Annotated in this window: 12 protein-coding genes; 5 read left to right on the top strand and 7 right to left on the bottom strand. The window is 73.5% G+C overall.

Going from position 1 to position 16,108, the window contains the following annotated elements:
• Positions 1-5 precede the first annotated feature (5 nt).
• Complete coding sequence (locus tag Sco07f_RS23450; protein ID WP_167468196.1) at positions 6-2,687, bottom strand: CHAT domain-containing protein; 2,682 nt, start codon at positions 2,685-2,687, stop codon at positions 6-8.
• A 194-nt stretch (positions 2,688-2,881) separates the two neighbouring features.
• On the opposite strand from Sco07f_RS23450, the gene Sco07f_RS23445 reads away from it, so the two are divergent.
• The 3 genes from Sco07f_RS23445 to Sco07f_RS23435 all read left to right on the top strand — a co-directional run bounded on the left by Sco07f_RS23445 (position 2,882) and on the right by Sco07f_RS23435 (position 5,474).
• Positions 2,882-4,315: a S8/S53 family peptidase gene (locus Sco07f_RS23445; RefSeq protein ID WP_108989089.1), complete on the top strand. Its 1,434-nt coding sequence runs from the start codon at positions 2,882-2,884 to the stop codon at positions 4,313-4,315.
• A gap of 71 nt (positions 4,316-4,386) precedes the next feature.
• Positions 4,387-4,962, top strand: a complete 576-nt coding sequence (locus Sco07f_RS23440; RefSeq protein WP_042822734.1) for an RNA polymerase sigma factor — start codon at positions 4,387-4,389, stop codon at positions 4,960-4,962.
• Complete coding sequence (locus Sco07f_RS23435; protein ID WP_087788643.1) at positions 4,959-5,474, top strand: hypothetical protein; 516 nt, start codon at positions 4,959-4,961, stop codon at positions 5,472-5,474. Before Sco07f_RS23440 ends, Sco07f_RS23435 begins: the two co-directional genes overlap by 4 nt.
• A gap of 26 nt (positions 5,475-5,500) precedes the next feature.
• On the opposite strand, the gene Sco07f_RS23430 is transcribed toward Sco07f_RS23435, so the two are convergent.
• Together Sco07f_RS23430 and Sco07f_RS23425 are read right to left on the bottom strand one after the other, a co-directional pair.
• Positions 5,501-6,724, bottom strand: a complete 1,224-nt coding sequence (locus Sco07f_RS23430; RefSeq protein WP_087788642.1) for a cytochrome P450 — start codon at positions 6,722-6,724, stop codon at positions 5,501-5,503.
• A 107-nt stretch (positions 6,725-6,831) separates the two neighbouring features.
• On the bottom strand, positions 6,832-7,629 hold the full coding sequence (locus Sco07f_RS23425; RefSeq protein ID WP_108989088.1) for an N-formylglutamate amidohydrolase: 798 nt from the start codon (positions 7,627-7,629) through the stop codon (positions 6,832-6,834).
• 78 nt (positions 7,630-7,707) lie between these two features.
• On the opposite strand from Sco07f_RS23425, the gene Sco07f_RS23420 reads away from it, so the two are divergent.
• Entirely contained in the window at positions 7,708-8,049 is a 342-nt protein-coding gene (locus Sco07f_RS23420; RefSeq protein ID WP_007389191.1) for a DUF5713 family protein, read from the top strand.
• A gap of 67 nt (positions 8,050-8,116) precedes the next feature.
• Here the strand turns inward: Sco07f_RS23420 and Sco07f_RS23415 are convergent, their stop codons facing one another.
• The 4 genes from Sco07f_RS23415 to Sco07f_RS23400 all read right to left on the bottom strand — a co-directional run bounded on the left by Sco07f_RS23415 (position 8,117) and on the right by Sco07f_RS23400 (position 14,306).
• On the bottom strand, positions 8,117-10,336 hold the full coding sequence (locus Sco07f_RS23415) for an NADP-dependent isocitrate dehydrogenase (protein ID WP_108989087.1): 2,220 nt from the start codon (positions 10,334-10,336) through the stop codon (positions 8,117-8,119).
• A gap of 113 nt (positions 10,337-10,449) precedes the next feature.
• Positions 10,450-11,511 (bottom strand): mechanosensitive ion channel family protein, encoded by a 1,062-nt coding sequence (locus Sco07f_RS23410; RefSeq protein WP_108989154.1) that lies wholly within the window; start codon positions 11,509-11,511, stop codon positions 10,450-10,452.
• A 172-nt stretch (positions 11,512-11,683) separates the two neighbouring features.
• A complete protein-coding gene (locus tag Sco07f_RS23405; protein ID WP_007389187.1) occupies positions 11,684-13,198 on the bottom strand; it encodes an amino acid permease in 1,515 nt (504 codons plus the stop codon).
• 97 nt (positions 13,199-13,295) lie between these two features.
• A complete protein-coding gene (locus tag Sco07f_RS23400; RefSeq protein ID WP_087788638.1) occupies positions 13,296-14,306 on the bottom strand; it encodes a hypothetical protein in 1,011 nt (336 codons plus the stop codon).
• A gap of 272 nt (positions 14,307-14,578) precedes the next feature.
• Between Sco07f_RS23400 and Sco07f_RS23395 the strand changes: the two genes are divergently transcribed.
• Positions 14,579-16,018 carry an FGGY family carbohydrate kinase gene (locus Sco07f_RS23395; RefSeq protein WP_108989153.1) on the top strand — a complete coding sequence of 480 codons (1,440 nt, stop codon included), beginning with the start codon at positions 14,579-14,581 and terminating at the stop codon, positions 16,016-16,018.
• Positions 16,019-16,108 lie beyond the last annotated feature (90 nt).

Raw genomic sequence — 16,108 nt, 5'->3', positions numbered from 1 at the left:
ATACCTCAGGCCGCCCCGAACGCCGTGAACGCCCACCCCGTCGCCTGGTGCACCGCGTCGTCCGGCAGCGAGGCCCGCGCGTCGCGCAGCGCCTCCGCCAGGGACAGGCCCGCGTCCAGCCCCTTGTGCAGCGCGAGCATCAGCGGCACCGCGGCGGCGTCGTTGACCGGCGCGGTGCACGCCACCACCCCGGCCGTACCCAGCGGCAGCAGCGCCGTGACCAGGCCGAGCAGCTCGTCGGCGCCGACCGACGCGAAGCGCGCCGTGTCGCAGCAGGGCAGGATGATCCGGTACGGGCTGCGGTCGAGCCGCTCGAAGTCGTGCACGATGAGCGGCCCGTCCGCCATCCGCAGCGAAGAGAACAAGGGGCTGTCCGCCCGGAAGGTCCCGTGCGCCGCGATGTGAGCCAAAGCGGCCCCGTCCAGCTCCCGCAACACCCGCGGCACCCGCGCCGCGTCCTCCTCCAACACGGTGGGCCCACCGCCCGGGACCGGGCCGGCCGCCACGAACGCACTCCCCGCACCCCCCGCCGAGGCAGGGACCCCGAGTGGGGCCTCGTACCCGCCCCCGGCCGCCGGCGTCCGCGCCGCCCCGTACCGCTGCGCGAGTTCCGTGATCTCGGCGCCGCCGGTCGCCAGGCCCGGGCCGCGGACCAGGACCTGACGGCCGCCGGGCGGGGGTGAGGTGTCCCGCGCGCGCAGCCAGCTGCTCGCCGACGGCGACACGCTCAGGACCCGTTCGCGCAGGGCGGGCAGCAGGGCCCACGGCACCCGGTGCAGGCGGCCGGGCGGGACCACGACGACCGGCCCGGAGCCGAGGTGCGCCGCGGCGGGGCCCAGCAGCAGGTGCTGGAGCCGCGCGCCCGCGGCCTCCACCAGCGGCAGCCGCGCCTCGGCGCCCGGATGCGCCAGCCGCCGCAGACCGGCCTGTACGTGCTCCGCCTCCGCCTCCGCGTCGGCCAGCAGTCCGGCCTCGAACCGCCGCACCCGCCCCTGCCCGCACAGCAGCACCTGCACCCGTCCGTCGAGCACCGCCAGCTCCACCAGCCGGACGTCGTCGCCCAGCCGCCGCAGCAGCCGGCGAACGTCGAACCGGTCGCCGTCGTCCGGTGCCTCGCCCCGCATGTGCAGGGTACGGGAGCGGATCTCCCGTTCCAGGCGCCGCTGTTCGCGCTCCAGCGCGGGAGCGGGCCGGCCGCCGTCCGAACGGGCCTCCTCCGCCCGGGCCGCGAGCTCCCGGAACGCCGTCATGGCGGTCAGCAGCACCGGATCGGCCGGCGGCCGGGTCGGCGGCGCCGACAGCACCGTCGCCCGCCAGCGCTCGCTCCAGCCCAGCAGCCGCCGCGGCCCGCCCGAGACCAGCGACGCCCGCTGTGCCAGCGCCGCCAGCTCCGCGCCCTGCGCGGTGGCCCGGGCCCGCAGCTCCGAGGCGCCCAGCGTCATCCGGTGGTCGTCGAGGACGTCAAGACCGCGCCGGCAGGCCTCCAGCACACCCCGCGCCGACCCGGCCGCCCGCGCCCGCAGCGCCTGCGCCGCCCAGCCCGTCATCCGCGCCAGCGGCGGCCCGCCGTGCCGGCTGCGCGCGGCCACCGCCAGATGCCGTTCCGCGTCGGCCGTCCAGCCGAGGTCCAGCGCGATCCGGCCCGCCAGCAGCGAGGCCTCCGGCGCGGCGGGCGCCCCGAAGGCAGCCAGCCGCTCCGCCACCGCCGCCGCGTCCGCGACCAGCCGGCCCGACCCGCGCCCCGTGGCGACCCGGGCTTCGAGCAGCACCAGCCGGGCGTGCGTCTCGTACCAGGTGCGCCGCTGCCCGGCGAACAGCCGCACGGCGACCGCGGCGCGCGCGAGCGAGGTCTGCGGCTCTCCCGCCAGCCGGGCCGCCCGCGCGGCCACCAGCAGCAACTCCGCCTTGCGGGTGGACTGCCCGCCGATCCCGTCCAGCGCCGCGACCGCCGCGTCCGCCTCCGCCAGCGCCTCTGTGGTGAGCCCCGCCGCCATCAGCACCTCGCAGCGCCGGATGGTCAGCATGAACGTCGGCGTGCCCAGCTTCGCGTACCGCTCCGCCGCCTCGTCGAGCAGCCGCAGCGCCGCCGGCACGTCACCCGACCGGAACGCCGCGAGTCCCCGGCTCTCCACCGCGTCGGCCTTGTCGTGCTCCTGGCCCGTGGTGTCCCACAGCGCCTCCGCCGCCGTGAAGTCGGCGTCGGCCCGCTCCACCGCGCCCTGGGCCAGGTGCACGGTCGCCCGCAGCGTCAGCGCCCGCGCCGTCCAGATCACGTCGTCCACCTGACGCAGCACCGGGATCGCCCGCCGTACGTCCTCCAGCGCCTCGCCGTGCCGGCCCAGCACCCACCACACGTACGCCCGCCGGTACAGCACCCGCGCGCGCGTGTGACCGCTCCCGCGCGCCACGCCCCGCTCGAACGCCTCCAGCCCCGCCCGCGTACGCCCGGCGTGCACCAGGGCGACCCCGAGCGTGGCCAGCACGTCCGCCTCCCGCTCGGCCGACTCCGCGCGGGCGGCGAGGTCGCGGGCGCGCCGCAGATGGGCCAGGGCCAGCCGGGTGTCGCCGAAGTCCCGCTGCCAGATGCCGATCACCTGATGGGCGACCGAGGCGTGCAGCGGCGAGGGATCGGCGCCGAGCAACTCCTCCGCCCGCGTCAGCGCTTCGCCCGGGGCGGCGAACACCATCGGCAGCAGTTCGAGAACCGAGTCGTTTCGCGCTGTCACCCCACGGATGGTAGTGCTCCGGAAGGACGCCACACAGGTTCGAGTCTGTATCAATCGGCCACCCCGGGACTCTGATTGACGACCGCAGCCACCACCCTGGTCACGACCGCGGGCCCACACCGTCGTCACCGCCGCCGGCTCAGTGGAGGACAAGAATGGCACCACAGCGTTTCCGCGAGCAGTTCGACCAGATCCAGCGCTCGATGCCGGACGTCCCGCTGGCGATGGGCCCGGACGATTCCGCCGAGTTCCTCTACGAGAAGGGCGTCGTCCTCGCCCGCGACGGCGAGGAGGCCCGCCTCGTCGAGGACACCGTGCGCGACCACTTCACCACCATGTCCGACCTGACACCGGACCACGTGCGCCGGGCGAGCCCCGAGACCAACCGGACGGGCATCACCCGCATCCAGGTCGCCGACCCGGCCGAGGGCGACGGCGGCGGCGATCCCACCGTCGCCCACGCCCTGCGCTCCCTGAGGACCATGGAGGGCCGCGCGGGCCGCCGGCTGATCAGCCGCAACCACGTCGTCTCCATCGCCGTCAACGCCTGCCCCGGCGACGAACCCGTGCCCGTCCCGCTGAGCGAGCCGCCCAACCCGGCCCCCGACGGCACGCCGTACGACGCCGAAACCGCCGTCGGCGTCCTCGTCATCGACACCGGCCTCATGCACGACTACCGGTCCTACCCGCTGCTGGCCCACACCGAGGGCGACGCCCAGATCAGGGAGTGCGACGACGACGGCGTCCTGTGCCAGTACGTCGGACACGGCACCTTCATCGCCGGACTGGTCGCCGCCGTCGCGCCCAACACCGACGTGACCGTCCGCAACACCCTCAACGACGCGGGTGCGATCCTCGAGTCGGAGCTGGGCGAGAAGCTCTTCGAGGCCGTCGACCGCGGCGGCTGGCCCGAGATCCTCAGCCTCTCCGCCGGCACCTCCAACGGCCGCACCGACGGACTGCTCGGCGTCCACGCCTTCATGGAGGAACTCCGCGACCAGGGGACCCTGTTGGTGGCGGCCGCGGGCAACAACGCCAGCGCCACCCCCTTCTGGCCCGCCGCCTACGCCACCCTGCCCGGCTGGGAGAACTCCGTACTGTCGATCGGCGCGCTGCGCTCCGACGGCGAGTTCGGCGCCTGCTTCAGCAACCACGGCGGCTGGGTGCGGGCCTACGCCCCCGGCGAGCGCCTCACCAGCGCCCTCACCGGCTTCGGGACGCCCGTGCCGTACGTCTACCAGCACTCCACGTACGACGCCTGCCGGTTCGGCTTCGCCTACGCCTGCACCTGCCAGTACCCCCGCCACAACGGAGTGCTGAGCGAACCGGGGGAGGCGCCCGCCAAGCCGGACCAGGTGATGTTCGAGGGGCACGCGCGGTGGAGCGGCACATCCTTCGCCACCCCGGTGGTCGCGGGTCTGGTCGCCTCGCACATGACGGCGCACAAGGAGACCGACCCGCGCGCCGCCGGCCGGCAACTGCTCGCTGCCAACACCGAGTACGCCGAGGTGCGCGGTGCGCACGTGCCCGCGATGCTGCCGCCCACCTGGCACCCGCTCCCCGTGGACCCGTCGGCCGGTGGGTCGTGAACGGCCTGATGGCGGTCGGAACCACCCGCTCCACGGCGTACGATGGCACGTCGTACACGAGGGGTGGGACCGTGGACCGTGCAGATGTCGGGGCGCTCGTCCAGTCGGCGGCCGACGGGGACGCGGCGGCCTGGAAATCACTGGTGGACGGGCTCGGCCCGCTCGTGTGGTCCGTGGCCAGGTCGCACGGGCTGTCCGACGCCGACGCGCACGAGGTGTACCAGACCGCCTGGTTCCGCTTCGCCCAGAACCTGGGCCGGATCCGGGAACCGGAGAAGACCGGCTCCTGGCTGGCGAGCACGGCACGGCACGAGTGCCTGAAGCTGCTCAAGGCCTCCAGGCGGTGGACGCCGACCGACGATCCACAGCTGCTCGACCGGCCGAGCGACGACCGTACGCCGGAGGAGTCGGTGCTCGACTCCGAGGAGGCCGCCGCGCAGACCGAGCGCGTACGGCTGCTGTGGCAGGAGTTCGAGGAACTGGGTGAGCGGTGCCGCCAGTTGCTGCGGGTACTGATCTCCTCGCCACCGCCCAGTTATCAGGAGGTGTCCGCCGCGCTGGGTATCGCGGTGGGCAGCATCGGGCCGATGCGCCAGCGCTGTCTGCGCCGGCTGCGGGCCCGGCTGGAGGCACGGGGGACGAAATGAGCGACCTGAACGACGAGTACGACGAGTACGACGAGCGGGACGGGCAGGACGAGCGCGCGTACGACGAGCGCGACGGCGAGCTGCACGACGGTCTGCTCGAGGAGGAACTGCGGGAGGCCGCCGCGATCCTGGACCCGGTCCCGGCCGGCCTGCGGCGCGTCGCGGTCGACGCGTTCGCCCTGCACGACCTGGAGGCCCGCGTCGCCGAGCTGACCTTCGACTCGCTGGTGGACGCCATCCCCGTCAGGGGCGAGTCCGACCCGCCGCGGATGCTGACCTTCAGCACGGACGGGGTGACCGTCGACGTCGAGGTGACCGCGGACGGCATGATCGGCCAGCTGCTGCCGCCGGGCCCCGCCGGTATCGAGGTGCTGAGCGGCCCGCGGACGCACACGCGGCTGACGGCCGACGACATGGGCCGGTTCACCGGCGAGGCCCCGCCGGCCGGCCCGTTCGCACTGCGGCTGCGGACCGGCCGGGAGGTGGTCGTCACGGAGTGGCTGCGGGCCTGAGCGCACCGGCGCCCCCCTACCCGGGTCTACCAGGTGCAGGGCAGCGTGCGCGGACCTCTGATCATGGTCTTGCGGCGCCAGGCCACCTGGTCGGCGGGGACCGCCAGCCGCAGCCCCGGCAGCCGGTCCAGGAGCGTGTCGACGAGCAGTTCGGTCTGCATCCGGGCGAGCACGGCACCCGTGCAGAAGTGGTGCCCGTTGCCGTACGCCAGGTGCGGGTTGGGCTCGCGGTCCAGGTCGATGCGGTCCGGGTCCGGGAAGACGTCCGGGTCGCGGTTGGCGGCCAGGTAGGAGACGTACACGGGTTCGCCGGCGGCGATGCGCGTGCCGTGCACCTCGACGTCCTCCAGGGCGATGCGGGCCAGGCCCACCGAGGTGCGGTGCGAGATCCAGCGCAGCAGCTCGTCCAGGGCCGTGCCGCGCGCCTCGGGCCGCTCCCGCATCCGCGCCATCAGCTCCGGGCGGGTGAGCAGCAGGTACAGCATCTGGCCGACGTTGTGCGTGACGGCCTCGCCGCCGATCTGAAGCGGCCCCGCGAGCCCAACCGCCTCCGTCTCGCCGACCTCGCCGCGGCCCACGGCGGCGCCGAGCATGGAGTACACGTCGTCGCCGTCGCTGTCCGCCCGGGCGCGGACGGTCTCGGTGATCCACCCGTACAGGCCCTGCTTGGCCCGCTCTGCCGCCTCGGCGCCGCCGGAGGTGGAGATGATCTGCCGGGTCCAGGAGTGCACGCGCTCCCGGTCGGCGGCCGGAACGCCCATCACCTCGCTGACGACGGCGATCGGGAAGGGCTCGAGCACCCGTTCGACCAGGTCCGCGGCCGGCCCCTCGGCGAGCATCCCGTCGACCAGACCGTCGAGGATCTCCTGCGCCCGGGGCCGCAGCCGCTTCGTGGCGCCCACGGTGAACGCCCCCGCGACCGCCCGCCGCAGCCGGTTGTGGTCGGGCTGGTCGGCGAAGGCGAGCGAGCCGGGGCGGGGCTTGAAGTGCGGGGCGAGCCGTGTGATCTGCCGCTGCGTCACCTCGGCCCGTCCGAAGCGCGGGTCGTTGGTGATCGCCTTCACGTCGTCGTACCGCGTCGCCAGCCAGGCCCAGCCCTCGCCGTGCGGGAGCCGGACGCGGGTCAGCGGCCCCTCGCGCATGAGATCGGCGAGGACCGGGTCGAACTCCGGGCCGTCCAGGTCGAGGGCGGGCCAGTCCCGTACCGGGGGCGGCGTCTGGCCGGTGAGCGTCGTGGTCTCCTGCGTCATCCCCCCACCCTCGCCGCGCACCCGCCCGGGTGTCGCGCGGGAGTGCTCCAGCCGAGGGCGGGGGGCCGGGGGGCGGGCGATGGTCGGCGGGTCGGCGGGTCGGCCGGTCAGGCGGTCACGGAGTCCACGAGGGCCGCGAGCGACTCGGCGAGCCGGGACAGGCCCGGCCCGGCCGGACCGCCCGGCTCGGTCATGTAGGTGTCCCGGCGGATCTCCACCATCAGCGCGCCGACCTCGGCCCGCCACCCGTAGAAGTCCAGCGGCACGTACGTCCCGCCGAACGGGCTGTCCAGGCCGGTCTCCCCGCACGGGGCGAACGCCGTCCGGGCCGCGGCGAGCAGCGCGGGCGGCGTGTGGAACGCGTCGGTGCCCAGGCAGACGGGCGGGCGCGGCCCCTCGCCGTGCAGCTCGTAGGGGAGCGGCTCGGTCGGGTAGGAGTGCACGTCGATGATCACGGCCCGTCCGGTGGCCGCGAGCCGGTCGGCGACCGCCTCGGTCATGGCCCGCGCGTACGGCCGGAAGTATTGCTCGAGCAGCGGCTCGGGATCGGTGCCGTCCGGGCGCAGCACCTCGCGGTGCGAGGTCCGGGTGTACACGGCGCCCATCCCGACGGCCGTCATCTCCTCCCGCTCGTCCGGGAACCGCTCCGGGTCGACCACCAGCCGCGACGCCCGGTTCACGAACCGCCACGGCGTGAGACCGGCCAGTGCGGCGGCCCGCCCCGCGATCTCGGCGGTGTGCGAGTCGGTCATGTGGTCCAGCTCCCGCTCCAGCTCCGTGTCGGACAGGACGATGCCGGGCCGGACGTCGGCGGGGACCGTGCGGGAGGAGTGCGGCACGTGCAGGAGCACGGGGGAGTGCGGGGCACCCGGCAGCAGTTCGAAGGCGGGCGGGGCGTCGGTCACGGGGCGGCTCCGAGGGCGTGTCAGTGGGGTGCGGCAGGATCACGGGGACGGTACCGGGCAGCGAGGACAGGGGGCTTCATGCCGATCACCAACCAGCGGGTGGCCGCACACCGGTTTCTGGCGGGACTGTACGAGGACGACTACTTCCCGCACCGGGTGGTGGACCGGGGCCGCGACATCCTGCTCCGGCTGTGCGCCCGCGTGGAGGCGGACCGGCCGGGCGACCTGACGGCGCTCTACGCGCTGACCCATGCGGCCACCGAGGAGTTCAACGAGCTGGAGGCGGCCTTCGAGGAGGCGGGCAGCGAGATCGAGACCACGGCCCGGGAGGAGATCGGCGAGGCCTTCTGGTTCGTCGCCCAGGCCTACGGTTTCGCGGACGCGGACCCGGAGGAGCTGATCGCGCCGCGGGAGTGGTGAAGCGGCGGCACCCCGCCTCCGAGAGGACGGAGACGGGGTGCCGGGGTCCCTGCGGGCCCGGGGAGGATCAGGCGAAGGACGCCAGCGCCTCGTTCCAGGTGGCCGACGGGCGCATGACCTCGGCGGCCTTGGCCGGGTCGGGCTGGTAGTAGCCGCCGATCTCGGCCGGCTTGCCCTGGACGGCGTTCAGCTCGCCGACGATCTTCTGCTCGTCGGCGGTCAGCTTCTCGGCGAGCGGGGCGAAGGCCTTGGCCAGGTCCGCGTCGTCGGTCTGCTTCGCCAGCTCCTGCGCCCAGTACAGGGACAGGAAGAAGTGGCTGCCGCGGTTGTCGATGCCGCCGACGCGACGGGTCGGGGACTTGTCCTCGTTGAGGAAGGTCGCCGTGGCGCGGTCGAGGGTGTCGGCGAGGACCTTGGCCTTGGTGTTGCCGGTGGTCTCGGCGTACTGCTCCAGGGACGGCACCAGGGCGAAGAACTCGCCGAGCGAGTCCCAGCGCAGGTAGTCCTCCTTGACCAGCTGCTGCACGTGCTTCGGGGCCGAGCCGCCGGCACCGGTCTCGAACAGGCCGCCGCCCGCCATCAGCGGGACGACCGACAGCATCTTGGCGCTGGTGCCCAGCTCCAGGATCGGGAACAGGTCGGTCAGGTAGTCGCGCAGCACGTTGCCGGTGACCGAGATGGTGTTCTCGCCGCGGCGGATGCGCTCCACCGACAGCTTCGTGGCCTCGACCGGGTTGAGGATCCGGATGTCCAGGCCCTCGGTGTCGTGCTCCGGCAGGTACGCCTTCACCTTGGCGATCAGGTTGGCGTCGTGGGCGCGGCCCTCGTCCAGCCAGAACACGGCCGGGTCGCCGGTGGCGCGGGCCCGGGTGACGGCCAGCTTCACCCAGTCGCGGATCGGCGCGTCCTTGGTCTGGCAGGCGCGGAAGATGTCACCGGCGGAGACCGTCTGCTCCAGCACCGCGTTGCCCGCGGCGTCGACCAGGCGGACCGTGCCCGTGGTGGGGATCTCGAAGGTCTTGTCGTGGCTGCCGTACTCCTCGGCCTTCTGTGCCATGAGGCCGACGTTCGGGACCGAGCCCATGGTGGAGGGGTCGTAGGCGCCGTTGGCGCGGCAGTCCTCGATGACGGCCTGGTACACACCGGCGTACGAGGAGTCCGGGATCACGGCGAGGGCGTCGTGCTCGCCGCCGTCCGCGCCCCACATGTGACCCGAGGTGCGGATCATGGCCGGCATGGAGGCGTCGATGATGACGTCCGAGGGCACGTGCAGGTTGGTGATGCCCTTGTCGGAGTCGACCATGGCCAGCTCCGGGCCCTCGGCGAGCTCCGCGTCGAAGGACGCCTTGATCTCGGCGCCCTCGGGCAGGGACTCCAGGCCCTTGTAGATGCCGCCCAGGCCGTCGTTCGGGGTGAGGCCGGCCTTGGCGAGCACGTCGCCGTACTGGGCGAAGGTCTTCGGGAAGAAGGCGCGCACCACGTGGCCGAAGATGATCGGGTCGGAGACCTTCATCATCGTGGCCTTCAGGTGCACCGAGTACAGGATGCCCTCGGCCTTGGCACGGGCGACCTGCGCGGTGAGGAACTCGCGCAGCGCGGCGACGCGCAGCACGGAGGCGTCGACGACCTCGTCCTTCTTCACCGGTACGGAGTCGCGCAGCACGGTCGTGGTGCCGTCGTCGCCGACCAGCTCGATCCGCAGGGTGCCGTCCTCGGCGATGACCGCGGACTTCTCGGTGGAACGGAAGTCGTTCTCACCCATGGTCGCGACGTTGGTCTTGGACTCGCCGGTCCAGGCGCCCATGCGGTGCGGGTGGGTCTTGGCGTAGTTCTTCACCGACGCCGGGGCACGGCGGTCGGAGTTGCCCTCGCGCAGGACCGGGTTGACCGCGGAGCCCTTGACCTTGTCGTAGCGGGCGCGGACGTCGCGCTCCTCGTCGGTCTTCGGGTCGTCCGGGTAGGCCGGCAGCGCGTAGCCCTGGCCCTGCAGCTCGGCGATGGCCGCCTTGAGCTGCGGGATGGACGCCGAGATGTTCGGCAGCTTGATGATGTTGGCGGCGGGCGTCTTGGCCAGCTCGCCGAGCTCCGCGAGGGCGTCCGGGATGCGCTGGTCCTCGGTGAGGTACTCCGGGAACAGGGCGATGATGCGGCCGGCCAGCGAGATGTCGCGGGTCTCGACCGCGACACCCGCCTGCGAGGCGTACGCCCGGACCACCGGCAGGAACGAATACGTCGCCAGGGCCGGGGCCTCGTCAGTGTGTGTATAGATGATGGTCGAGTCAGTCACCGGGTGCTCCGCTCCACGTCTGCAACATTGCTCGACATCAAGATATCTCGTGATCGACCGCGACTCGACAGGGGTGGCCGGAGATTCCGGCCACCTCCGGGTCCGCCTCCGGGTCACAGGAGCGGCGCGGCGTCCTCGCCCGCCCGCTGCTGCGGAAGCACTACGGCCCCCTGCTGGAGCGCGACCGTCCGGGCGGGCGACGGGATCCGGATGCCCTCGGACCGGTAGCGCCTGTGCAGGCGCTTGATGAACTCGTGCTTGATCCGGTACTGGTCGCTGAACTCGCCCACGCCCAGGATCACCGTGAAACCGATCCGCGAGTCGCCGAAGGTGTGGAACCGGATCGCCGGCTCGTGGTCGGGCACCGCGCCGCCGACCTCCGTCATCACCTCGGCGATCACCTCGGTCGTCACCCGCTCCACGTGCTCCAGGTCACTGTCGTAGGACACCCCGACCTGGACCAGGACCGTCAGCCGCTGCTCGGGCCGCATGAAGTTGGTCATGTTCGACTTCGCGAGCTGCCCGTTCGGGATCACGACCAGGTTGTTGGACAGCTCGCGCACGGTGGTCTGGCGCCAGTTGATGTCCTCCACATAGCCCTCCTCGCCGCTGCTGAGCTGGATGTAGTCGCCCGGCTGCACGGTCTTCGAGGCGAGGATGTGGATGCCCGCGAAGAGATTGGCCAGCGTGTCCTGGAGGGCCAGCGCGACCGCCAGACCGCCCACGCCCAGGGCGGTGAGCATCGGCGCGATGGACACGCCCAGCGTCTGAAGCATCACCAGGAAGCCGATGGCCAGCACCAGGATCCGGGTGATGTTGACGAAGATCGTGGCCGACCCGGCCACCCCGGACCGCGACACCGTCACCGTCCGTACCAGACCGGCCACCACCCGTGCCGCCGTCACCGTCGCCACGAAGATCAGCAGCACCTGGAGCACCTGGTTGACGCTGTGCTGCACCGTCCGCGTCAGCGGCAGCGCGGCCGCCGCACCGGCCACTCCGCCCGCGACCGCCGCCCACGGCGCCATGGTGCGCAGGGCGGCCACGATCACGTCGTCGCCGCCCCAGCGGGTGCGCCCGGCGTGACCCGCCAGCCAGCGCAGCAGCAGCCGCAGCAGGAACGCGCCCAGCAGACCCGCCCCCAGCGCGATGCCGGCGGGCAGCAGGTGGTCCATGGTCGGGTCCTCGGTCACCGGCCGCCTCCAACGGAATGTCCATGGAATGTCCACGGGATGTCAGGGATGCGCGATCCGGCGGAACCGCAAGGCAGTTCGACCGGTGCGAGGGCTCATCCTGCCGCATCCCGGGCGGTGTTCCGTACCGTGCCGGGGAGCGGAACGGGGCGTTTCAGACGATGCCCTCGGCGAGTTCCGCCTGCTCACGGTCGTCGCCGTAGGCCGCGGTCGTCGGGGTGCCGTACGAACGGCGGGCGACGAACCACCACACCGTGGCCAATACCAGTACGACGACGAGGGCTACGACGGCGTAGTTCATCGTGTCGACCGTCACCGGGGACGACTGGGGGAGGCAGAACAGCACGGTGACCAACGCCACCCACACCACCGCGACCCACCCGACCGGCCTGCTCCAGCGGCCCAGGTTCCAGGGCCCCGGCGTGAACCGGTCGCCGGCCCGCAGCCGCAGCAGCACGGGGATGGCGTACGCCGGGGTGATGCCGATGACGTTGATGGCGGTCACCGCGCCGTACGCCGTCGCCGAGTACAGGGACGGCAGGGCCAGCAGACAGGCCACCGCCACCGACAGCCACACCGCGGCCACCGGGGTCTGGGTGCGGGCGGAGACCTTGCGCCACAGCGACGAGCCGGGCAGGGCGCCGTCCCGGCTGAACGCGAACACCATCCGGCTCGCGGCCGCCACCTCGGCGTTGCCGCAGAACAACTGCGCCACGATCACCACGAGGAGCAGCGCGCTCGCACCGTCCGTGCCCAGGGCGTCGAGGAGGATCTGCGCGGGCGGCACCCCGGTCGCGGTGTCCCGGGTCGCGTCGTAGTCCTGGATGGCGAAGGTCAGCCCGGCCAGCAGCACGAACCCGGCGAGCCACGACACCCAGATGGCCCGCACGATGCCGCGCGCCGCCGACACCGAGGCGTTCGAGGTCTCCTCGGACAGATGGGCGGAGGCGTCGTAGCCGGAGAAGGTGTATTGCGCGAGCAGCAGGCCGATCGCGGCCACGTACAGCGGGTTCTCCCAGCCGGTGTCGTTGACGAACTCGGTGAAGACGAAGGACGCCGACTGGTGGTGGTCGGGGACGATCACCAGCGCGCCGACGATCAGCGCGACACCGGCCAGGTGCCACCACACGCTGATGGAGTTGAGCACGCTGACCAGCCGCACGCCGAACAGGTTGAGCGTGGCGTGCAGCAGCAGGATCACGACGAAGATCAGCATCGTCTTCTCCGGCGTCGGCTCGAAGCCCCACTGGAGGTTCAGGAACGCGCCCGTGAACAGCGCGGCCCCGTAGTCGATCCCGGCGATCGCGCCGAGCAGTCCCAGCAGGTTCAGCCAGCCGGTGTACCAGCCCCAGCGGCGGCCCCCGAGCCGGTCGGCCATGTAGTACAGCGCGCCGGACGTCGGATACGCGCTGGTCACCTCGGCCAGCGCCATCCCGACGCACAGCACGAACAGGCCGACGCCCGCCCAGCCCCACAGCATCACGGCGGGCCCGCCGGTGCCCATGCCGAAGCCGTACAGGGTCATGCAGCCGGACAGGATCGAGATCACCGAGAAGCTGATCGCGAAGTTGCCGAAACCGCCCATGCGGCGGGCCAGCACGGGCCGGTAGCCGAGTTCGCGCAGGCGCTGTTCCTCGTCGCTGACGGACGGTTCAGAGGATCGGGACATGGCAGACCTCCGGGGACGGAAGGGTGTGGGGGTGTGGGGTCGGTGGGTTGACGGGGACCGGTGGGGTGATGGGGGCGACGGGGTGCGGGGCGGGGCGTCAGGGGCGTCCTCGGGACCGGCCTCGGCCGCCGGCGGCCGCGCGGCTGCGCGTGCGGGCCTGGAGGAACACCTCGACCGCCCGCCGCGCCGAACCGTCGCCCGGGGTCCGGCAGGCCCAGGGCAGTGGAGTCCAGTAGGGGCCGAGCGCGTCGAACACCCGGTTCGCCTCCCGGAACCGGAGGGCGCCCCACAGCGCGTGGGCCAGGTGGTTCAGATCCGGCAGGGCACGCTCGTCCCGCGGGCAGAGGGTGAACCAGGAGTCGAAGGCCTGCCCCGCCTCACGGGTGGCGTCCTCCGCCACCCAGTGCAGCTCCAGTGCCGCCTCCCGCGCGCCCGAGCGGCGGTAGCGCTCCACCCGCACGTACAGCGGCAGCAGGTGCAGCGCCGAGCCCGGCGGCGCCGAACCCGCCGCCCAGTGCGCGAACCCCGCCGCCCGGGCGAGGCGTTCGGAGCCGCCGCGCGGATACAGGAACTGGAGCATGCGGTGGTGTGCCTCGCGGTTGTACGGGTCCCGCTTGCCGGCCTCGGCGAGCAGACCCCACGGCCCCGGGGGCAGCATCGGCTCGGGTGGCGCCACCCGGTGCTCCTCCCAGCGCTGCTCCTCGTCCAGCCGGGCCAGCGCCAGCAGGCACACCCACGGCACCGGGTCGTACGGCGCCGAGCGCGTCGCCGCGTCGCAGGCGTGCCAGGCCTGCAACCACAGTTCCCGGGTGCGGGGATGGTCCTCGCGGTGCGCCCGCAGCGCGCGCTCCACGACCACCCGGGCGTGCATCACCGCGGCGGCCACGCTGTGCGGCTCCTCCGCGAGCCAGGCCCGTACCACGTCCGTACCGGCCGCCGACGCCGCCAGCACCTGGGTGCGCCGCGTCCACTGCGACCACGAACCGGTCTGCTCCAGCAGGATGCGCATCGACATCCAGCGCCCGGCCCGCACCTCCTGGAGGGCGGAACGCAGCGCCGTGTCGTGGCCGGCGGGATCGTAGGCGGGCTGTGCTCCGTCTCTGGCCATCACGCGCCCGCTGTCGGGAGCGGAACGGGCCGGACGGCAGCATGGAGTAACAACAGCCCTCCCCGGGGGCGGTGATGCGTTGGTCGAGCGGTCGGCGCACACTATAGAGGCGGAGGTTCCGCCTCTGTTCGGTTTTGGCGCAGCCAGGCACATCCGTTGCCACCAGCGGGAACTGACTGGCAGTCAGCCACTCTTGACGGGGTGTGTCCACGGAGGCAGGCTGGCGGGCAGTGATCGCCGAGACCGTCGGCGCCGGAGCCGGGAGGTGCGCGATGCCGGACGCGGTGCTCGCCGTCGACCAGGGCACCTCCGGCACCAAGGCGCTGGTGATCTGCCCCGAACGCGGCGTCATCGGCACCGGATTCGCCGAGGTCCGCCCCCGTTACCTGCCCGGTGGCCTGGTGGAAGCGGACCCGGAGGAGCTGTACGGCTCGGTGGTCGACGCCGGGCGCCGGGCACTCGCCGACGCGGCCGAACCGGTCACCGCGCTGGGCCTGGCCAACCAGGGCGAGACGGTGCTCGCCTGGGACCCGGACACCGGCCGCCCGCTCACCGACGCACTGGTCTGGCAGGACCGCCGCGCGGAACCCCTCTGCGCCGAACTCGACCACCACTCGGACGAGTTACGGCAGTTGACCGGCCTGCCCCTGGACCCGTACTTCGCCGCGCCGAAAATGGCCTGGATACGACGGCACCTCACCCGCGCCGGCCACGTCACCACCTCCGACAGCTGGCTGGTCCACCGCCTCACCGGCGCCCACGTCACGGACGCGGCGACCGCCTCCCGCACCCAGCTCCTCGACCTCGACCGCGCCGAGTGGTCGCCCCGCGCCCTGGAGCTGTACGGCCTCGGCGGCGAACGGCTCCCGGAGATCGTGGACAACGCCGCCCACGCCGGCACGACCAAGGCCTTCGGCCCCGAACTGCCGCTCACCGGCCTCGCCGTCGACCAGCAGGCCGCCCTGCTCGCCCAACGCGTCACCGAACCCGGCACCGCCAAGTGCACCTACGGCACCGGCGCGTTCCTGCTCGCCCACTCCGGCGGCACACCGAGGCGGGGCGCCTCGGGGCTCGCCGCCTGCGTCGCCTGGCGGCTCGGCGGACGCACCGACCACTGCCTGGACGGCCAGGTGTACACGGCCGCCTCCGCCGTCCGCTGGCTCACCGACCTCGGCGTCATCACCGGCGCCGCCGACCTCGACCCCGTGGGCGCCGCGGTCCCCGACGCCGGCGGCGTCACCTTCGTCCCCGCGCTGGCCGGACTCGCCGCCCCCTGGTGGCGCGGCGACCTGCGCGGCTCGCTCACCGGTCTCGGCCTGGACACCGCCGCCGGGCACCTGGTGCGCGCCCTGTGCGAAGGCATCGCCGCCCAGGTCGCCGAACTCGCCGACGCGGCGGCCGCCGACCTCGGCGCCCCCGTGACCGTCCTGCGCGCCGACGGCGGCCTCACCCGCTCCGCGCTGCTCATGCAGACCCAGGCCGACCTGCTGCAACGCCCCGTCGAGGTGTCCGCGCTGCCGGACGCCACCGCGCTCGGCGTCGGCACCCTCGCCCGGCTCGGCGCCGACCCGTCCCGCACCCTCGCCGAGACACTCCCCGCCACCGGCCCCACCACCGTCTACGAGCCCCGCGTCACCCCCGACGAGGCCACCGAGCGCCGCACCCGGTTCCGCAGGGCGGTCACCGCGCTCCTCGCCGGGGAACGGGCATGAGGAGCGGCCTCCGGTCGGGCACGACCGGGCCCGCGGCTGCTCCGCCGGGTCCGTGCGTGCCGGACACCGGGCGGTGCGGCCACCGGTCCG

Source organism: Streptomyces coelicoflavus (assembly GCF_003112555.1).
Taxonomy (GTDB): Bacteria; Actinomycetota; Actinomycetes; order Streptomycetales; family Streptomycetaceae; genus Streptomyces; species Streptomyces coelicoflavus.
The sequence above is the reverse complement of the archived record's forward strand: the minus strand, read 5'-3'. Positions and strand labels throughout refer to the sequence as shown.

Coding starts and splice junctions, on each gene's coding strand:
- Sco07f_RS23430 (WP_087788642.1), bottom strand. CDS start 6,724: ATGACGCAGGAGACCACGACGCTCACCGGCCAGACGCCGCCCCCGGTA.
- Sco07f_RS23445 (WP_108989089.1), top strand. CDS start 2,882: ATGGCACCACAGCGTTTCCGCGAGCAGTTCGACCAGATCCAGCGCTCG.
- Sco07f_RS23450 (WP_167468196.1), bottom strand. CDS start 2,687: ATGGTGTTCGCCGCCCCGGGCGAAGCGCTGACGCGGGCGGAGGAGTTG.
- Sco07f_RS23395 (WP_108989153.1), top strand. CDS start 14,579: ATGCCGGACGCGGTGCTCGCCGTCGACCAGGGCACCTCCGGCACCAAG.
- Sco07f_RS23435 (WP_087788643.1), top strand. CDS start 4,959: ATGAGCGACCTGAACGACGAGTACGACGAGTACGACGAGCGGGACGGG.
- Sco07f_RS23405 (WP_007389187.1), bottom strand. CDS start 13,198: ATGTCCCGATCCTCTGAACCGTCCGTCAGCGACGAGGAACAGCGCCTG.
- Sco07f_RS23420 (WP_007389191.1), top strand. CDS start 7,708: ATGCCGATCACCAACCAGCGGGTGGCCGCACACCGGTTTCTGGCGGGA.
- Sco07f_RS23410 (WP_108989154.1), bottom strand. CDS start 11,511: ATGGACCACCTGCTGCCCGCCGGCATCGCGCTGGGGGCGGGTCTGCTG.
- Sco07f_RS23400 (WP_087788638.1), bottom strand. CDS start 14,306: ATGGCCAGAGACGGAGCACAGCCCGCCTACGATCCCGCCGGCCACGAC.